General features: G+C 71.6%; 9 protein-coding genes. 4 read left to right on the top strand and 5 right to left on the bottom strand.

The window, feature by feature from the left end; genetic code table 11:
• Window positions 1–14: 14 nt before the first annotated feature.
• Window positions 15–1,568: a glutamine-hydrolyzing GMP synthase gene (gene guaA, locus AWW66_RS03770; RefSeq protein WP_067359929.1), complete on the bottom strand. Its 1,554-nt coding sequence runs from the start codon at window positions 1,566–1,568 to the stop codon at window positions 15–17.
• Window positions 1,569–1,714: 146 nt separating this feature from the next.
• Between guaA and AWW66_RS03765 the strand changes: the two genes are divergently transcribed.
• Window positions 1,715–2,857, top strand: coding sequence for an LCP family protein (locus AWW66_RS03765; RefSeq protein WP_067359927.1), 1,143 nt, complete (start codon window positions 1,715–1,717; stop codon window positions 2,855–2,857).
• An 89-nt stretch (window positions 2,858–2,946) separates the two neighbouring features.
• On the opposite strand, the gene AWW66_RS03760 is transcribed toward AWW66_RS03765, so the two are convergent.
• Window positions 2,947–4,401 (bottom strand): M1 family metallopeptidase, encoded by a 1,455-nt coding sequence (locus AWW66_RS03760; RefSeq protein WP_067359925.1) that lies wholly within the window; start codon window positions 4,399–4,401, stop codon window positions 2,947–2,949.
• A gap of 601 nt (window positions 4,402–5,002) precedes the next feature.
• Here AWW66_RS03760 and AWW66_RS03750 point away from each other — a divergent pair.
• Complete coding sequence (locus tag AWW66_RS03750; RefSeq protein WP_067359922.1) at window positions 5,003–6,151, top strand: sugar phosphate isomerase/epimerase family protein; 1,149 nt, start codon at window positions 5,003–5,005, stop codon at window positions 6,149–6,151.
• Between the two features lie 223 nt (window positions 6,152–6,374).
• Window positions 6,375–9,656: a ThuA domain-containing protein gene (locus AWW66_RS03745; protein ID WP_067359920.1), complete on the top strand. Its 3,282-nt coding sequence runs from the start codon at window positions 6,375–6,377 to the stop codon at window positions 9,654–9,656.
• Window positions 9,657–9,730: 74 nt separating this feature from the next.
• Here the strand turns inward: AWW66_RS03745 and AWW66_RS03740 are convergent, their stop codons facing one another.
• Entirely contained in the window at window positions 9,731–10,849 is a 1,119-nt protein-coding gene (locus AWW66_RS03740) for a GuaB3 family IMP dehydrogenase-related protein (RefSeq protein ID WP_067359918.1), read from the bottom strand.
• A gap of 35 nt (window positions 10,850–10,884) precedes the next feature.
• Complete coding sequence (guaB, locus tag AWW66_RS03735) at window positions 10,885–12,447, bottom strand: IMP dehydrogenase (protein ID WP_067359917.1); 1,563 nt, start codon at window positions 12,445–12,447, stop codon at window positions 10,885–10,887.
• A 196-nt stretch (window positions 12,448–12,643) separates the two neighbouring features.
• Here guaB and AWW66_RS03730 point away from each other — a divergent pair, with 196 nt between their 5' ends.
• A complete protein-coding gene (locus AWW66_RS03730) occupies window positions 12,644–13,063 on the top strand; it encodes a DUF5319 domain-containing protein (protein ID WP_067359915.1) in 420 nt (139 codons plus the stop codon).
• Between the two features lie 52 nt (window positions 13,064–13,115).
• On the opposite strand, the gene AWW66_RS03725 is transcribed toward AWW66_RS03730, so the two are convergent.
• Window positions 13,116–13,402 (bottom strand): response regulator transcription factor (locus AWW66_RS03725; RefSeq protein ID WP_245647884.1); only part of this gene is annotated, 287 nt, incomplete at its 5' end.

Genomic DNA, 13,402 nt, shown 5'->3' with positions numbered 1-13,402 from the left:
CCGGACGGCCGGCGTCACTCCCACTCGATGGTGCCCGGCGGCTTGCTGGTCACGTCCAGGACGACCCGGTTGACCTCGGCGACCTCGTTGGTGATCCGGGTGGAGATCCGGGCGATCACCTCGTAGGGCAGCCGGGACCAGTCGGCGGTCATCGCGTCCTCGCTGGAGACCGGGCGCAGCACCACGGGATGCCCGTAGCTGCGCCCGTCACCCTGCACCCCGACGCTGCGCACGTCGGCCAGGAGCACCACCGGGAACTGCCAGACGCCCCGGTCCAGGCCGGCGGCGGTCAGCTCCTCCCGGGCGATCAGGTCGGCCTTGCGGAGCAGGTCGAGCCGCTCCCGGTCGACCGCGCCGATGATCCGGATGGCCAGCCCGGGGCCGGGGAACGGGTGCCGCCAGACCATCGCCTCGGGCAGACCCAACTGGAGGCCGAGCGTGCGGACCTCGTCCTTGAAGAGCGTGCGCAGCGGCTCGACCAGGGCGAACTTCAGGTCCTCCGGGAGCCCGCCGACGTTGTGGTGGCTCTTGATGTTGGCGGTGCCGGTGCCGCCGCCGGACTCCACCACGTCCGGGTAGAGGGTGCCCTGCACCAGGAACTCGACGTCGCCGTGCGCGGCGATCTCCCGGGCGGCGGCCTCGAAGACCCGGATGAACTCCCGGCCGATGATCTTCCGCTTCTGCTCCGGGTCGGTCACCCCGGCCAGCGCGTCGAGGAAGCGGTCGGCCGCGTCGACCACCTTCAGCTTGATCCCGGTGGCCGCGACGTAGTCCTTCTCCACCTGCTCGGCCTCGCCGGCCCGCAGCAGGCCGTGGTCGACGAAGACACAGGTGAGCTGGTCACCGACCGCCTTGTGCACCAGCGCGGCGGCGACCGCGGAGTCCACCCCGCCGGAGAGGCCGCAGATGACCTCCTTGTCGCCGACCTGCGCCCGGATGCGCTCGACCTGCTCGTCGATGATGTTCTCCGGCGTCCAGGTCGGCTCGATGCCCGCGATGTCGTACAGGAAGCGGGTCAGCATCTCCTGGCCGTGCGCGGTGTGCCCGACCTCGGGGTGGAACTGCACCCCGGCCCGGCGACCGGCGACGTCCTCGAAGGCGGCGACCGGGGCACCGGCCGACTCGGCGGTCACCGTGAACCCCGCCGGGGCCTCGGTGACGCAGTCGCCGTGGCTCATCCAGACCGGCAGGTCGGCCGGGAGATCGCGGAGCAGCACCCCGGCCTCGGCGCGCGGGTGCAGCGGGGTGCCGCCGTACTCCCGGTTCCCGGTGCGGGCGACCGTGCCGCCGAGCGCCAGGGCCATCGCCTGGAAGCCGTAGCAGATGCCGAAGACCGGCACGTCGGCGGTGAACATCCCGGCGTCGATCTGCGGGGCGCCGGGCGCGTAGACGCTGGACGGCCCGCCGGAGAGGATGATCGCGGCCGGCTCCTTGGCCAGCATCTCGGCGACCGGCATGGTGTGCGGGACGATCTCCGAGTAGACCTTCGCCTCACGTACCCGGCGCGCGATGAGCTGGGCGTACTGGGCTCCGAAGTCCACCACGAGGACGGGACGAGGCGTGCTCATGTGCAGAAAGCCTACCCACAGTCACGCCGGCGGCCGGGCGCGGGTGGCGTACCCGGCGCGCCCCGGTGAGAGGGGAACCTTTCTCTACTCCAGGCGTTAACAAGGGGCCCCTCCTTTCACGGGTACGGGGGCAGGCGGGATCATCGATGCGTACGGGGGAAGGGGTCGAGGTGGTCGACACGGAGTGGTCGGCCCGCCGGCGATGGCTGGTGGGCGTCTCGGCGCTGGCCGTGGTGGCGCTGCTCGCGACGGGGACGGTGGTCACCGCGCGGCTCGCCGGGCCGGGAAGCGGGGTGAGCGCCCCGCCGTCGGCCACCCCGACCGCCAGCGTCCCGGCCGCCCCGGTGGTCACGCCCGGTCCCACCCCGCCACCGGTGGCCACCCTCACCGGGCCGCTGACCTTCCTGCTCGTCGGGGTGGACACCCGGGTCAGCGTGCCGGGCTGGGAGCCGCACGCCGACGCGGTGCTGATCCTGCACGTCACCCGGGCACTGGACCGGGCGTACCTGTTCTCCCTCCCCCGCGACCTGCTGGTCGACATCCCGGCCTACCCGGCGGCCGGGTACCGGGGCGGGCACACGAAACTGACCCACGCGATGAGCTACGGCAGCCGGGTACCGGGGCGGCGCGAGCAGCCCAGCACCGCCCAGGGGTACGAGTTGCTGCGCCGGACCGTGACCGACTACACCGGCCTGCCGATCGACGCCGGGGCGGTGCTCACCTTCGGCGGGTTCGACGAGCTGGTGGACGCCGTCGGCGGGGTCGACCTGCACGTCGACCAGCGGACCGCCTCGCTGCACCGACGCCCGGACGGCAGCCACCGTGACCCCGGGCCGGGCGGGTACGTCGGGCCGCAGATGGTGTACGAGAAGGGACGCCGGCACTTCACCGGCTGGCAGGCGCTCGACTACGCCCGGCAGCGGTACCTGCGCGGTGGCGACTACACCCGGCAGCGCCACCAGCAGCAACTCGTCCGGGCGCTGGTCGGCAAGATCCTCGACCGGGACCTGGCCCGCCAGCCGGAGCGGGTGCAGCAGGTCGTCGCCGCCCTCGGCGAGATGCTCGTCTACTCGGGCGGCCCCCGGATCGTCGACGTCGCGTACGCCCTCGGGGGCCTGCGGGTGACGGACCTGACCCTGGTCGGCCTGCCCGGCGCCTCGGTGGGCCGGGGCCGCGGGTACCGGGGCGAGCAGCTCACCTCCGTGGGCCGGCGGTTCGTCACGGAGCTGCGCGCCGGCCGGGCCGAGGCGTGGCTCGCCGACCACCCCAAACTCCGCGTCGACCCCTGACTCGGCGACGAGCGCGCCCCGCGGGGCGCGCTCGTCGCCGGTGAGAAGGGAGCCCTTCTCTACCGTATGCGTTAAGAGGGGGCCCTTCCTTACAGGCGTCGGGGGGTGGGGGGCTTGTCGGTGCCGTAGAGCCAGGCGTCGAAGAGGGCGTTGAGCTGCTTGCCGGAGGTCTTCTCGGCCAGCGCCACGAAGTCCGCGGTGGTGCCGTTGGCGTCGCGCTTCTGCTCCGGCCACGCCTTGAGGATCCGGAAGAACGCCTCGTCGCCGACGGCCAGCCGCAGCGCGTGCACGGTCATCCCGCCCCGCTGGTACACCGACGTGCTGAACAGGTTCTGCGGGCCCGGCCGCCCCGGCGGCGTCCGCCAGACCTCGGCGGCCACCCCGGCGTAGTGGGTGTCGAACGCCTGCTGGACGCTGGGCCCGCCGTCGTGCTCGTTCCAGAGCCACTCGGCGTACGTGGCGAAGCCCTCGTTGAGCCAGATGTCCTCCCACGTCGTCAGCGCCACGCTGTTGCCGAACCACTGGTGGGCCAGTTCGTGCGCGACGACCTCGGTGTTCACCCCGCTGCTGAAGAAGCTCGCCCCGTACACCGGGCGGCTCTGCGTCTCCAGCGCGTACCGGATGCGGTCGTCGGCGATGGCCACCCCGCCGTACGCCTCGACGGGGTACGGACCGAAGACGGTCTCCAGGTAGTCGGCGACCCGGACGGTGGCGGCGATCGACTCGTCGGCCGGTCCCTTCGGCAGGTCGGTGCTGATCGCGTGGTACACCGGCCGGCCCTTGTGTTCACCGGTGCTCACCCGGAACCTGCCGATCACCACGGTGCTCAGGTAGCTGGCCATCGGCACCCGCTCGGCCCACTTCCAGGTGGTCCAGCCGTCGGCGCTGCCGCTGCCCTGCGGCACCCCGTTGCTGACCGCGGTCAGCCCCTCCGGCACGGTGATCTCGAAGTCGTACGTCGCCTTGTCAGAGGGGTGGTCGTTGACCGGGAACCAGGTGCTGGCCGACTCCGGCTGGCCGAGCGCGATGGCCCCGTCGGCGGTGTGCAGCCACCCGCCCTCGCCGAGGATCTCGGTGCCGGTCGGCTCCGGCTTCCCGGCGTACGTGATCTCGGCGACGAAGCCGTTGCCGTCGGCCAGCCCGGTGGCGGGGGTGACCGTCAGTTCGCCGTCGGTGTGGCGGTGTTTGGCCTCGGCACCGTCCACGGTGACCGTCCGGACGGTCAGGCCGGCCAGGTCCAGATTGAACGACGAGAGGTTGGCGGTGGCCGTGGCCTGCACGGTGGTGACGCCGCTGAGCTGGTCGGTCGCCGGGTCGTAGCGGACCTTCACGGTGTACTTCCCGACGTCGTAGCCCCCGTTGCCGTAGGTGGGGAAGTAGTCGTCGCCGGCGCCGGGGGCACCGGGCCCGAACTCGCGCGACGGGGCCGGTGTCGCCGACCGCTGCGCGTCCCGCTCCGGTGCCGCGTCGCAGCCGCCGAGCACCAGGGCCCCGGCCAGCAGCAGGGTGACACCGAGCCGGACGTCGGGCCGCGCAAAACCCATGGATCCTCCCGTGACAGCACACAACGGCGCCATGCGCCCGTACCGGGTCAGCCTAGGCGACCGGCGGGCCGCGCCAGGGCCGCGCCGCCGGTGGTCACGAGGTCGAGTCCGACGACGACACTCCCGGTGCCGGCCGCCGGGGCCGCGCCCGCCGGTGACCGGGGCGTCACGCCCGCCGACGCGCCGGTCCGATTCGCCGCACTCATCCGCATCCACCTTCTCCGCCACCAGGCTTTCGTCGAGAAAGACAAAAGTTTGCGCCGAGGGATGCTTTCTTTTGACGTCACCCCGAAGTTAAGGTCTGTCCCCAAGATGTAACGCGGACGCAACAGTCCCCCCGTACGCGCTACGACGACCTTGGCCCAGCGACCCGGTCGCCCCTCCCCCCAGGGGGGCGGCACGCGTCCACCCGTGGCGGCGGCGTGGACCAGACCACCACCTCTGACCCGTTCCACGGACCACCGGTCCTCACCGGATCTCCGGGGGATCGCGACGGCGCTTCGGCGGCGCCACCGTGTCCGTCGTAACACCTGGTGTTCACCCTCGACGGCACCCGCCGTCACGGACGCTCGACGGCGTACGCCGTCTGGAAGGTGCAGCAATGCCGGAGCCCCAACTCTCCCACGACCCCCTCACCCAGACCCCCGACGGGCGGCTCAGCCGGCGCAAGCTGCTCGCGGCCTCGGCCGGTGCCGCCGCCGCGATCGGCGCGGTCGGCCTGCCGGTGCTCGGCACCGCCGCGCCCGCCCTCGGCGCCGCCAAGGCCGGCAGCGACCCGGACGCCGGCAGCAGCAACCTGCGCGTCGCCCCGCTGATCCCCGAGCAGAACCGGGGCATCATCCTCTACTCGGTCCGGGACCGGATCTCCGCCGCGCCCGACGACAGCGGCGTGCCGTACGGCTTCGAGCGGGTCCTCGCCCGCCTCGCCGAGATCGGCTACAAGGAGATCGAGTTCGCCGGCTTCACCCAGAGCACCGAGATCCTGGGCCGGCAGATCACCCCGGCCGAGATCCGCAAGATCCTGGACGACAACGGCCTGGTCGCCAACGGCTGCCACGTCACCATCAACCCCAGCACCTTCCAGCAGCAGCTCGACATCGCCGAGACGCTGGGCATGAAGAACCTCGGCACCGGCAGCGCCCCGACCAACAGCGCCTACAAGTCCGACTGGGACGCCGCCGCCGACATCTGGAACGAGCTGGGTCGCCAGGCCCGCTCCCGGGGGATGCGGCTGTACACGCACAACCACGACGCGGAGTACAACTTCCTCATCGACTCGGGCCCCCGCAACGCGGCCGGCCAGCAGACCCGCTCCTCCGGTATCCGCCGGCTGGAGTACTTCTTCGGGCAGACCGACCCCCGGTACGTCTTCTTCGAGATGGACATCTACTGGGCCTACGTGGCCCGGTTCCGGCACCAGAAGTTCATCAACCCGAACGGGGTCGAGAAGACCAGCCTCTTCGACCCGATCCTCACCGTGGCCGACCGGTCCCGCCGGTTCCCGCTGTTCCACGCCAAGGACGGCGCCCGCCGCCCCGACCTGACCAACGGGCACGAGATGACCCCGTTCGGCGAGGGTGACATCAACTTCCAGCAGTTCTTCCAGACCATCGGCGAGCGGCACTTCCGCAGCGCCAACTGGGAGATGGACACCGCCCCCGGCGGCAACGAGAACCGGGGCCAGTCCCTCGCCATCGCGGCGCAGAGCTACCAGAACCTCTCGGACCTCACCATCTACCTGCCCAAGTGACTTCCCGACGGGGGCCGGCACCCGCCGGCCCCCGTCCGGGTAGACCGGCCGGCACCCACCGGCCGGTGAATGCCCGCGCGCCGATCGGCGGCCACGCGCGCGGGCACCGACCCGTTTCCGCACGGCGGCGGCCCGGGTCGCCCTTCCAGGTTCACCCCCTCGCACCCGCGCCACCGGCATGACGCCCGGTGCTCACGCGCGCCTGCCGACCACCGGAGGAACCATGAAACTCAAGACCGGCCGACGATGGCTCGCCATCGCCGCTGGCCTGACGCTCGCCGTCTCGCTCGTACCCCCCACCGCTGCCGCCGCCAACCCGGAGCTGGACACCCCGGCCGAGGACATGGTCGCCGCCGAGAACGGCCCGGCAGCCCTGCGCTCCGACGTCCGGGAGCCGGAGAACTTCGACGTCCTGGTCTTCACCAAGACCGCCGGTGAGCGCCGCGCCTCCATCAAGGACGGCTCCCTGCTGCTGCGGAACCTGGCCAAGAACAACGGCTTCACGGTCACCGTGAGCGAGGACGCCGCCCTCTTCACCGCCGACGAGCTGGTGAAGTACCGGGCGATCGTCTTCCTCAACACCAGCGGCGACATCCTCAACTCGGCCCAGGAGGCCGCCTTCGAGGAGTACATCAAGACCGGCGGTGGTTTCGTCGGCATCCACTCCGCCGCCGAGACCGAGCCGGACTGGCAGTTCTACCAGGACCTGATCGGGGCGAAGGCCACCGGCAAGTCCTCGGTGACCGAGGCCATCATCGACGTGGCGGACCGGGCCCACCCGGCCACCGAGACCCTGCCGCGTCAGCTCCAGCACACCGACCAGTGGTACAACTTCTCCACCAACGTCCGGGGCAAGGCGCACGTGCTGGCCACCCTGGACGAGAAGAGCTACACCGGTGGCTCGATGGGCTTCGACCACCCGATCACCTGGTGCCAGGACTACCAGGGCGGGCGGTCCTTCTACACCGGCCTGGGCCACACCGGGGACACCTTCCGGTACAACCCCTTCCGCAAGCAGATCCTCGGCGGCATCCGCTGGGCTGCCGGTGTGGTCGAGGGCGACTGCGGCGCCACCGTGTGGGCCAACTACGAGAAGGTCACCCTCAACGACGAGCCCGGCGAGCCGATGAACCTCTCGGTGCTCCCGGACGGCCGGGTGCTGCACAGCACCCGGGGCGGTGAGGTCCGGCTCTACGACCCGGCCACCGGCGCCAGCCCGGTGATCACCACCGTCCCGGTGTACACCCACGACGAGGACGGCCTCCAGTACGTCACCATCGGCCCGGACTTCGCCACGGACAAGTGGGTCTACATCTACTACGCCCCGAAGATCCCGGGCACCAACGAGGGCACCGCGCCGGCCACCTCGAACGACCCCACCACCTGGGACGCCTACAAGGGCTGGAACCAGCTCTCCCGGGTGAAGTTCGTCGAGGACCCGACCCCCCGCCTGGACCTCACCACCGAGCAGCAGATCCTGCGGGTGGACGTCGACCGGGGCGCCTGCTGCCACGTGGCCGGTGAGATCCGGTTCGACGGCAAGGGCCTGCTCTACCTGGTCACCGGTGACGACACCAACGCCAGCGGCTCGGACCAGTACAGCCCGATCCTGGAGATGCCCACCCAGGGCCCGGCGTACGACGCCCAGCGCTCCTCGGCCAACACCAACGACCTGCGGGGCAAGGTCCTGCGGATCAAGATGAAGGACGACGGGACGTACAGCATCCCGCGCGGCAACCTCTTCCCCGAGGGCACCGAGAAGACCCGCCCGGAGATCTTCCTGATGGGTCTGCGCAACCCCTTCCGGTTCGACGTCTCCGACGAGGGCTTCGTCTACATCGGTGACTACTCGCCGGACGCCCGGCTCCCCCACCCGGACCGTGGCCCGGAGGGCACCGGCCGGTGGATCGCCACCAACAAGGCGGGCAACTACGGCTGGCCGTACTGCAACACCCCGGACATGCCGTACATCGACTTCGACTTCGCCACCCGTACCCCCAAGGGCGCCTTCGACTGCGCCGCGCCGATCAACGACTCGCCGCGCAACACGGGTCTGCGGGAGCTGCCGAAGGTCGAGCCGGTGCAGTTCTGGTACACCTTCAACGGCACCACCCCGTGCCCCGAGGCGTACCTGCAGACCCCGGCCCAGGCCTGTGACTTCACCTGGCCGGTGATCGGCACCGGCGGCGTCGGCCCGATGGGCGGCCCGATCTACAAGTACGACAAGGACCTGGAGTCCGAGGTCAAGTTCCCCGAGTACTACGACAACGCCGTGGTCTTCGGTGAGTTCACCCGCGACAAGTTCTTCATGATGCGGACCAACGGGCGGGACCGGCTCTTCGACGTCGAGTCCTTCGTCCCGAACACCCCCTTCAGCAGCCCGATGGACATGGAGTTCGGCCCGGACGGGTCCCTCTACGTCCTGGAGTACGGCAAGGGCTTCTTCCGGGCCAACCCGGAGGCCCAGCTCTCGGTGATCCGGTACGTCAAGGGCACCCGGGCCCCGGTGGCCGACCTGCAGGCCAGCCCGACCTCGGGCCAGGCCCCGCTGACGGTCAACTTCGACGCGACCGCCAGCTACGACCCGGACCCGGGGGAGTCGATCTCCTTCGCCTGGGACTTCACCAGCGACGGCACCGTCGACTCGGCCGACCCGGTCACCTCGTTCACCTACACCGAGAACGGCACCTACACCGCCCGGTTGACGGTGACCGACTCCAGCGGCAAGACCGCGGTGCTGACCCGGCAGATCACGGTCGGCAACACCGCCCCGACGGTGACCGTCACCTCGCCGATCCCGGGCACCCTGTTCAACTGGGGTGACGAGGTCCCGTACGTGGTCACCGTGACCGACCCCGAGGACGGGACGATCGACTGCTCGCGGGTCACCGTCACCTTCGTCCTCGGCCACGACGACCACGGCCACCCGGACGGCTCGGTGACCGGCTGCACCGGCACCATCCCGACCCCGGCCGACGGGGCCGACCACGCCGGTAGCTACCTCTACGGCGGGCTCAGCGCCTCCTACACCGACCTCGGTGGCGGCGGCCAGGGCCCCCTGACCGGCACCGGCCAGACGGTCATCCAGCTCTTCCGTCAGCAGGCCGAGTTCGCCCAGATCAAGCAGGGCGTGACCGTGGCCAACACCGCCGACACCGGTGGCGGCCAGCACGTCAACGGCATCGACCCGGGTGACTACATCGCGATGGACCCGATCAACCTGGGTGGGGTCACCTCGGTCACCCTGCGGCACTCCGGTGGGTCGGCCGCCACGGCCGGTCAGCCCCGGGCCCAGGTCGAGCTGCGACTGGACGCGCCCGACGGCCCCCTGGTGGGCACGGCGACCCTGAACGCCACCGCTGGTAACAACGCGTTCGTCAGCACGGACGTCGCGGTGAACCAGCCGGCCGGCTCGCACAAGCTCTACTTCGTCTTCCGGGGCGTCGAGGGCGGGCCGACCAGCGCCCTGTTCAACTTCAACTGGGTCAACTTCAACACCAACTGACCCCCGAGGTACGACGAGAACCGGCCCCCGCCGATCGGCGGGGGCCGGTTCCTTTCGTCGTGGGGAGTGCCGGGTCAGCGGTCCAGGACCAGGCCCACCCGCTGGAACTCCTTGAGGTCCCGGTACCCGCACTTGGCCATCGCCCGGCGCAGCGCGCCGAAGAGGTTGAGCTGGCCGTCGGGCTCGTCGGCCGGGCCGAAGAGCACCTGCTCCATCGAGCCGAGCGGCTCGCCGGCCACCTCGAACGCACCCCGGGGCAGCGACGGGTGGCTGGCCGCCGAGTGCCACCAGGCCCCACCGGCCGGTGCCTCCTCGCACAGCGACAGCGGCTCGCCGAGCATCACCGCGTCCGCGCCGCAGCCCAGCGCCTTGGCAAGGTCGCCGGAGGTCCGGATGTCCCCGTCGGCGATCAGATGCACGTACCGGCCCCCGGTCTCGTCCAGGTAGTCCCGGCGGGCCGCCGCCGCGTCGGCGATGGCGGTGGCCATCGGCACCCGGATGCCGAGCACCGACTCGGTGGTGGACCACTCGTCCCCGCCGATGCCGACGATCACCCCGGCCGCCCCGGTCCGCATCAGGTGCAGCGCGGTCTTGTAGTCGGTGCAGCCGCCGACGATGACCGGCAGGTCCAGGTCGGCGATGAACTCCTTGAGGTTCAGCGGCTCGTCGGTGGTGGAGACGTGCTCGGCGGAGACGATCGTGCCCTGGATGACCAGGATGTCCACCCCGGCGTCCAGGATCACCGGGGCCAGCGCCAGGGTGTGCTGCGGGGAGACCCGCACCGCCACCGTGCCGCCACCGGCGCGCAGCTCGCGGACCCGCTCGGCGATCAGGTCGGGGCGGATCGGCTCGGCGTACACCTCCTGGAGGCGCTTGGTGGCGCGGGCGTCCTCGCCGAGGGAGGCCAGTTCCTCCAGCACCTTGGTCGGGTTCTCGTACCGGGTCCAGAGCCCCTCGACGTTGAGCACGCCGAGGCCGCCGAGCTGACCGAGCCGGACGGCCGAGGCCGGGCTCATCGTGGCGTCCGAGGGGTGCCCGACACAGGGGATGCCGAAGGGGTAGGCGTCGAGCTGCCAGGCGGTGGAGACGTCGTCGACGTCCCGGGTGCGCCGGCTCGGCACGATGGCGATGTCGTCCAGGTGGTAACCGCGCTGCGCGGTCTTACCCAGCCCGATCTCGACCACGTCACGCATGGGGACTCCAGGTGTAGTGGGGGTGGGGTGGCGGGTCAGCGGGTGTGGTAGTTGGGCGCCTCGACGGTCATCTGGATGTCGTGCGGGTGGCTCTCCTTGAGCCCGGCCGCGGTGATCCGGATGAGCTGGCCGCGCTGGTGCAGCTCGGCGATGCTCTCCGCACCGGCGTACCCCATGGCCAGCCGCAGCCCGCCGACGAGCTGGTGGGCGACCCGGGACAGCGGGCCCCGGTAGGGCACCTGACCCTCCACGCCCTCCGGGACCAGCTTCTCGTCGCTGGTCACGTCCTGCTGGAAGTACCGGTCCTTGGAGTACGACTTGGCCTGCCCGCGGGACTGCATCGCGCCGAGCGACCCCATCCCCCGGTACGCCTTGAACTGCTTGCCGTTGACGAAGATCAGCTCGCCGGGGCTCTCCTCGCAGCCGGCCAGCAGGCTGCCGAGCATCACCGTGTCGGCCCCGGCCACCAGGGCCTTGGCGATGTCGCCGGAGTACTGGATGCCGCCGTCGCCGATGACCGGCACGCCGGCCGGGCGGGCGGCGCGGGCCGCCTCCATGATCGCGGTGATCTGCGGCACGCCGACCCCGGCGACGATCCGGGTGGTGCAGATCGCACCCGGGCCCACCCCGACCTTGACCCCGTCGACACCCGCGTCGACCAGGGCCTTCGCCCCGGCGTAGGTGGCCACGTTGCCGCCGACGATGTCGATCGCGACGTCCTTCTTGAGCTGGCGGACCATGTCGATCACGGCCCGCTGGTGGCCGTGCGCGGTGTCCACGATCAGCACGTCGACGCCCGCGTCGACCAGGAGCCGGGCCCGCTTGTACGCGTCCTCGCCCACCCCGATCGCGGCGGCCACCCGCAGCCGGCCGGCGTCGTCCTTGGTGGCGGTGGGGTACTGCTCGCTCTTGGTGAAGTCCTTGACGGTGATCAGGCCGCGCAGCTTGCCGGCGTCGTCCACGATCGGCAGCTTCTCCACCTTGTGCTGGCGGAGCAGGCCGAGCGCGTCGTCCTTGCTCACCCCGACCGGGGCGGTGACCAGCGGGGCGTGCGTCATGATCTGCCGGACCGGGGTGGCCGGGTCGGAGACGAAGCGCATGTCCCGGTTGGTGACGATGCCGACGAGCTGGCCGTCGCCGTCGACCACCGGCACCCCGGAGATCCGGTACCGCCCGCAGAGCTGGTCGACCTCGGAGAGGGTGTCGTCCGGGCTGGCCGTCACCGGGTTGGTGATCATGCCCGACTCGGAGCGCTTGACCAGGTCCACCTGGAGCGCCTGGTCCTCGGCGGAGAGGTTGCGGTGCAGCACGCCGATGCCGCCCATCCGGGCCATCGCGATCGCCATCCGCGCCTCGGTGACCGTGTCCATCGCGCTGGAGAGCAGCGGCACGGTGAGCTGGACGTTACGGGTGAGCCGGGTGACCGTGGCGACCCGGCTGGGCACCACGTCCGACTCGCCCGGCTGCAACAACACGTCGTCGAAGGTCAGACCGAGCGGCACCACCCGGGCCGACCCGGCGGGCAGCTCAGGGAGGTGGCCGCCCAGCTCGCCGTGGTCGGCGCCGGCCGGAATATCGGTGCTGGGCGAATTCTCCACGATTGCTCTCCTGAGCTGGTCGAACGGGCTTCAGTGAGGAACGCGCGGGCGGCGGACCGGGCCACCGCGACGGCGCGTGGCTTCATCGTACCCAGTGAGCTGCGCGCCCTCCGTCGGCGGCGGGTGTCCGCACGGAGCCGGAGCCCGACCGAGCGGGGGGCGGGCGTCGGGTCGGCGTTGGGTCTACGGTGAGGGGGTGCACGACGAGCCCATCGACCCGTTCAACGGCGACCCGGCCGATCCGGCAGCCGGCCTGCACGATCCGGGCGACGACGCCCCGCTCGACCCGCTGACCGAGGTCGAGCGGCAGGACGTCCTGGAGGATCTGGCCGACCTGGAGATCTACCAGGCCCTGCTGTCGCCGATCGGGGTGCGCGGGCTGGTGATCGAGTGCGAGGACTGCCGCGAGCCGCACTACTTCGACTGGGACCTGCTCCGGGGCAACCTCCGGCACCTGCTCAACTCCGGTCGCCCCCGGGTGCACGAGCCGGCCTACGACCCCGACCCGGACCACTACGTCACCTGGGACTACGCCCGGGGCTACGCCGACGGGGTGCACGACACCCTGACCGAGGGCACCGACGAGGAGCCGACCGACGGACCCACCGCCGGCTGACCGGCCGGTCCGTCGGACCCGGCGGGTGAACCTTCCGGCCGGGTCGGGGTCGTCAGGCGACCAGGCCGGCGCGGAAGCCGGCGGCCACCGCGTGTGCGCGGTCCCGGGCGCCGAGCTTGCGGAACAGCCGGCGGGCGTGGGTCTTCACGGTGTCCTCCGAGACGAACAGCTCCCGCCCGATCTCGGCGTTGCTCTTCCCCTCGGCCATGCCGAGCAACACCTGCAACTCGCGCTCGGTGAGCCCGACCGCGTTGCGGCCGGCGGGGCGCGGCCGGGTCGGCCGCTCGGCCTCGGCCCCGCCCGGCTCCTCGGCCGCCTCGGCCTCGTCGTCACCGCGCT

It is taken from the genome of Micromonospora rosaria, assembly GCF_001567585.1.
Lineage (GTDB): Bacteria > Actinomycetota > Actinomycetes > Mycobacteriales > Micromonosporaceae > Micromonospora > Micromonospora rosaria.
This window is presented reverse-complemented; position numbering and strand designations above follow the sequence as displayed.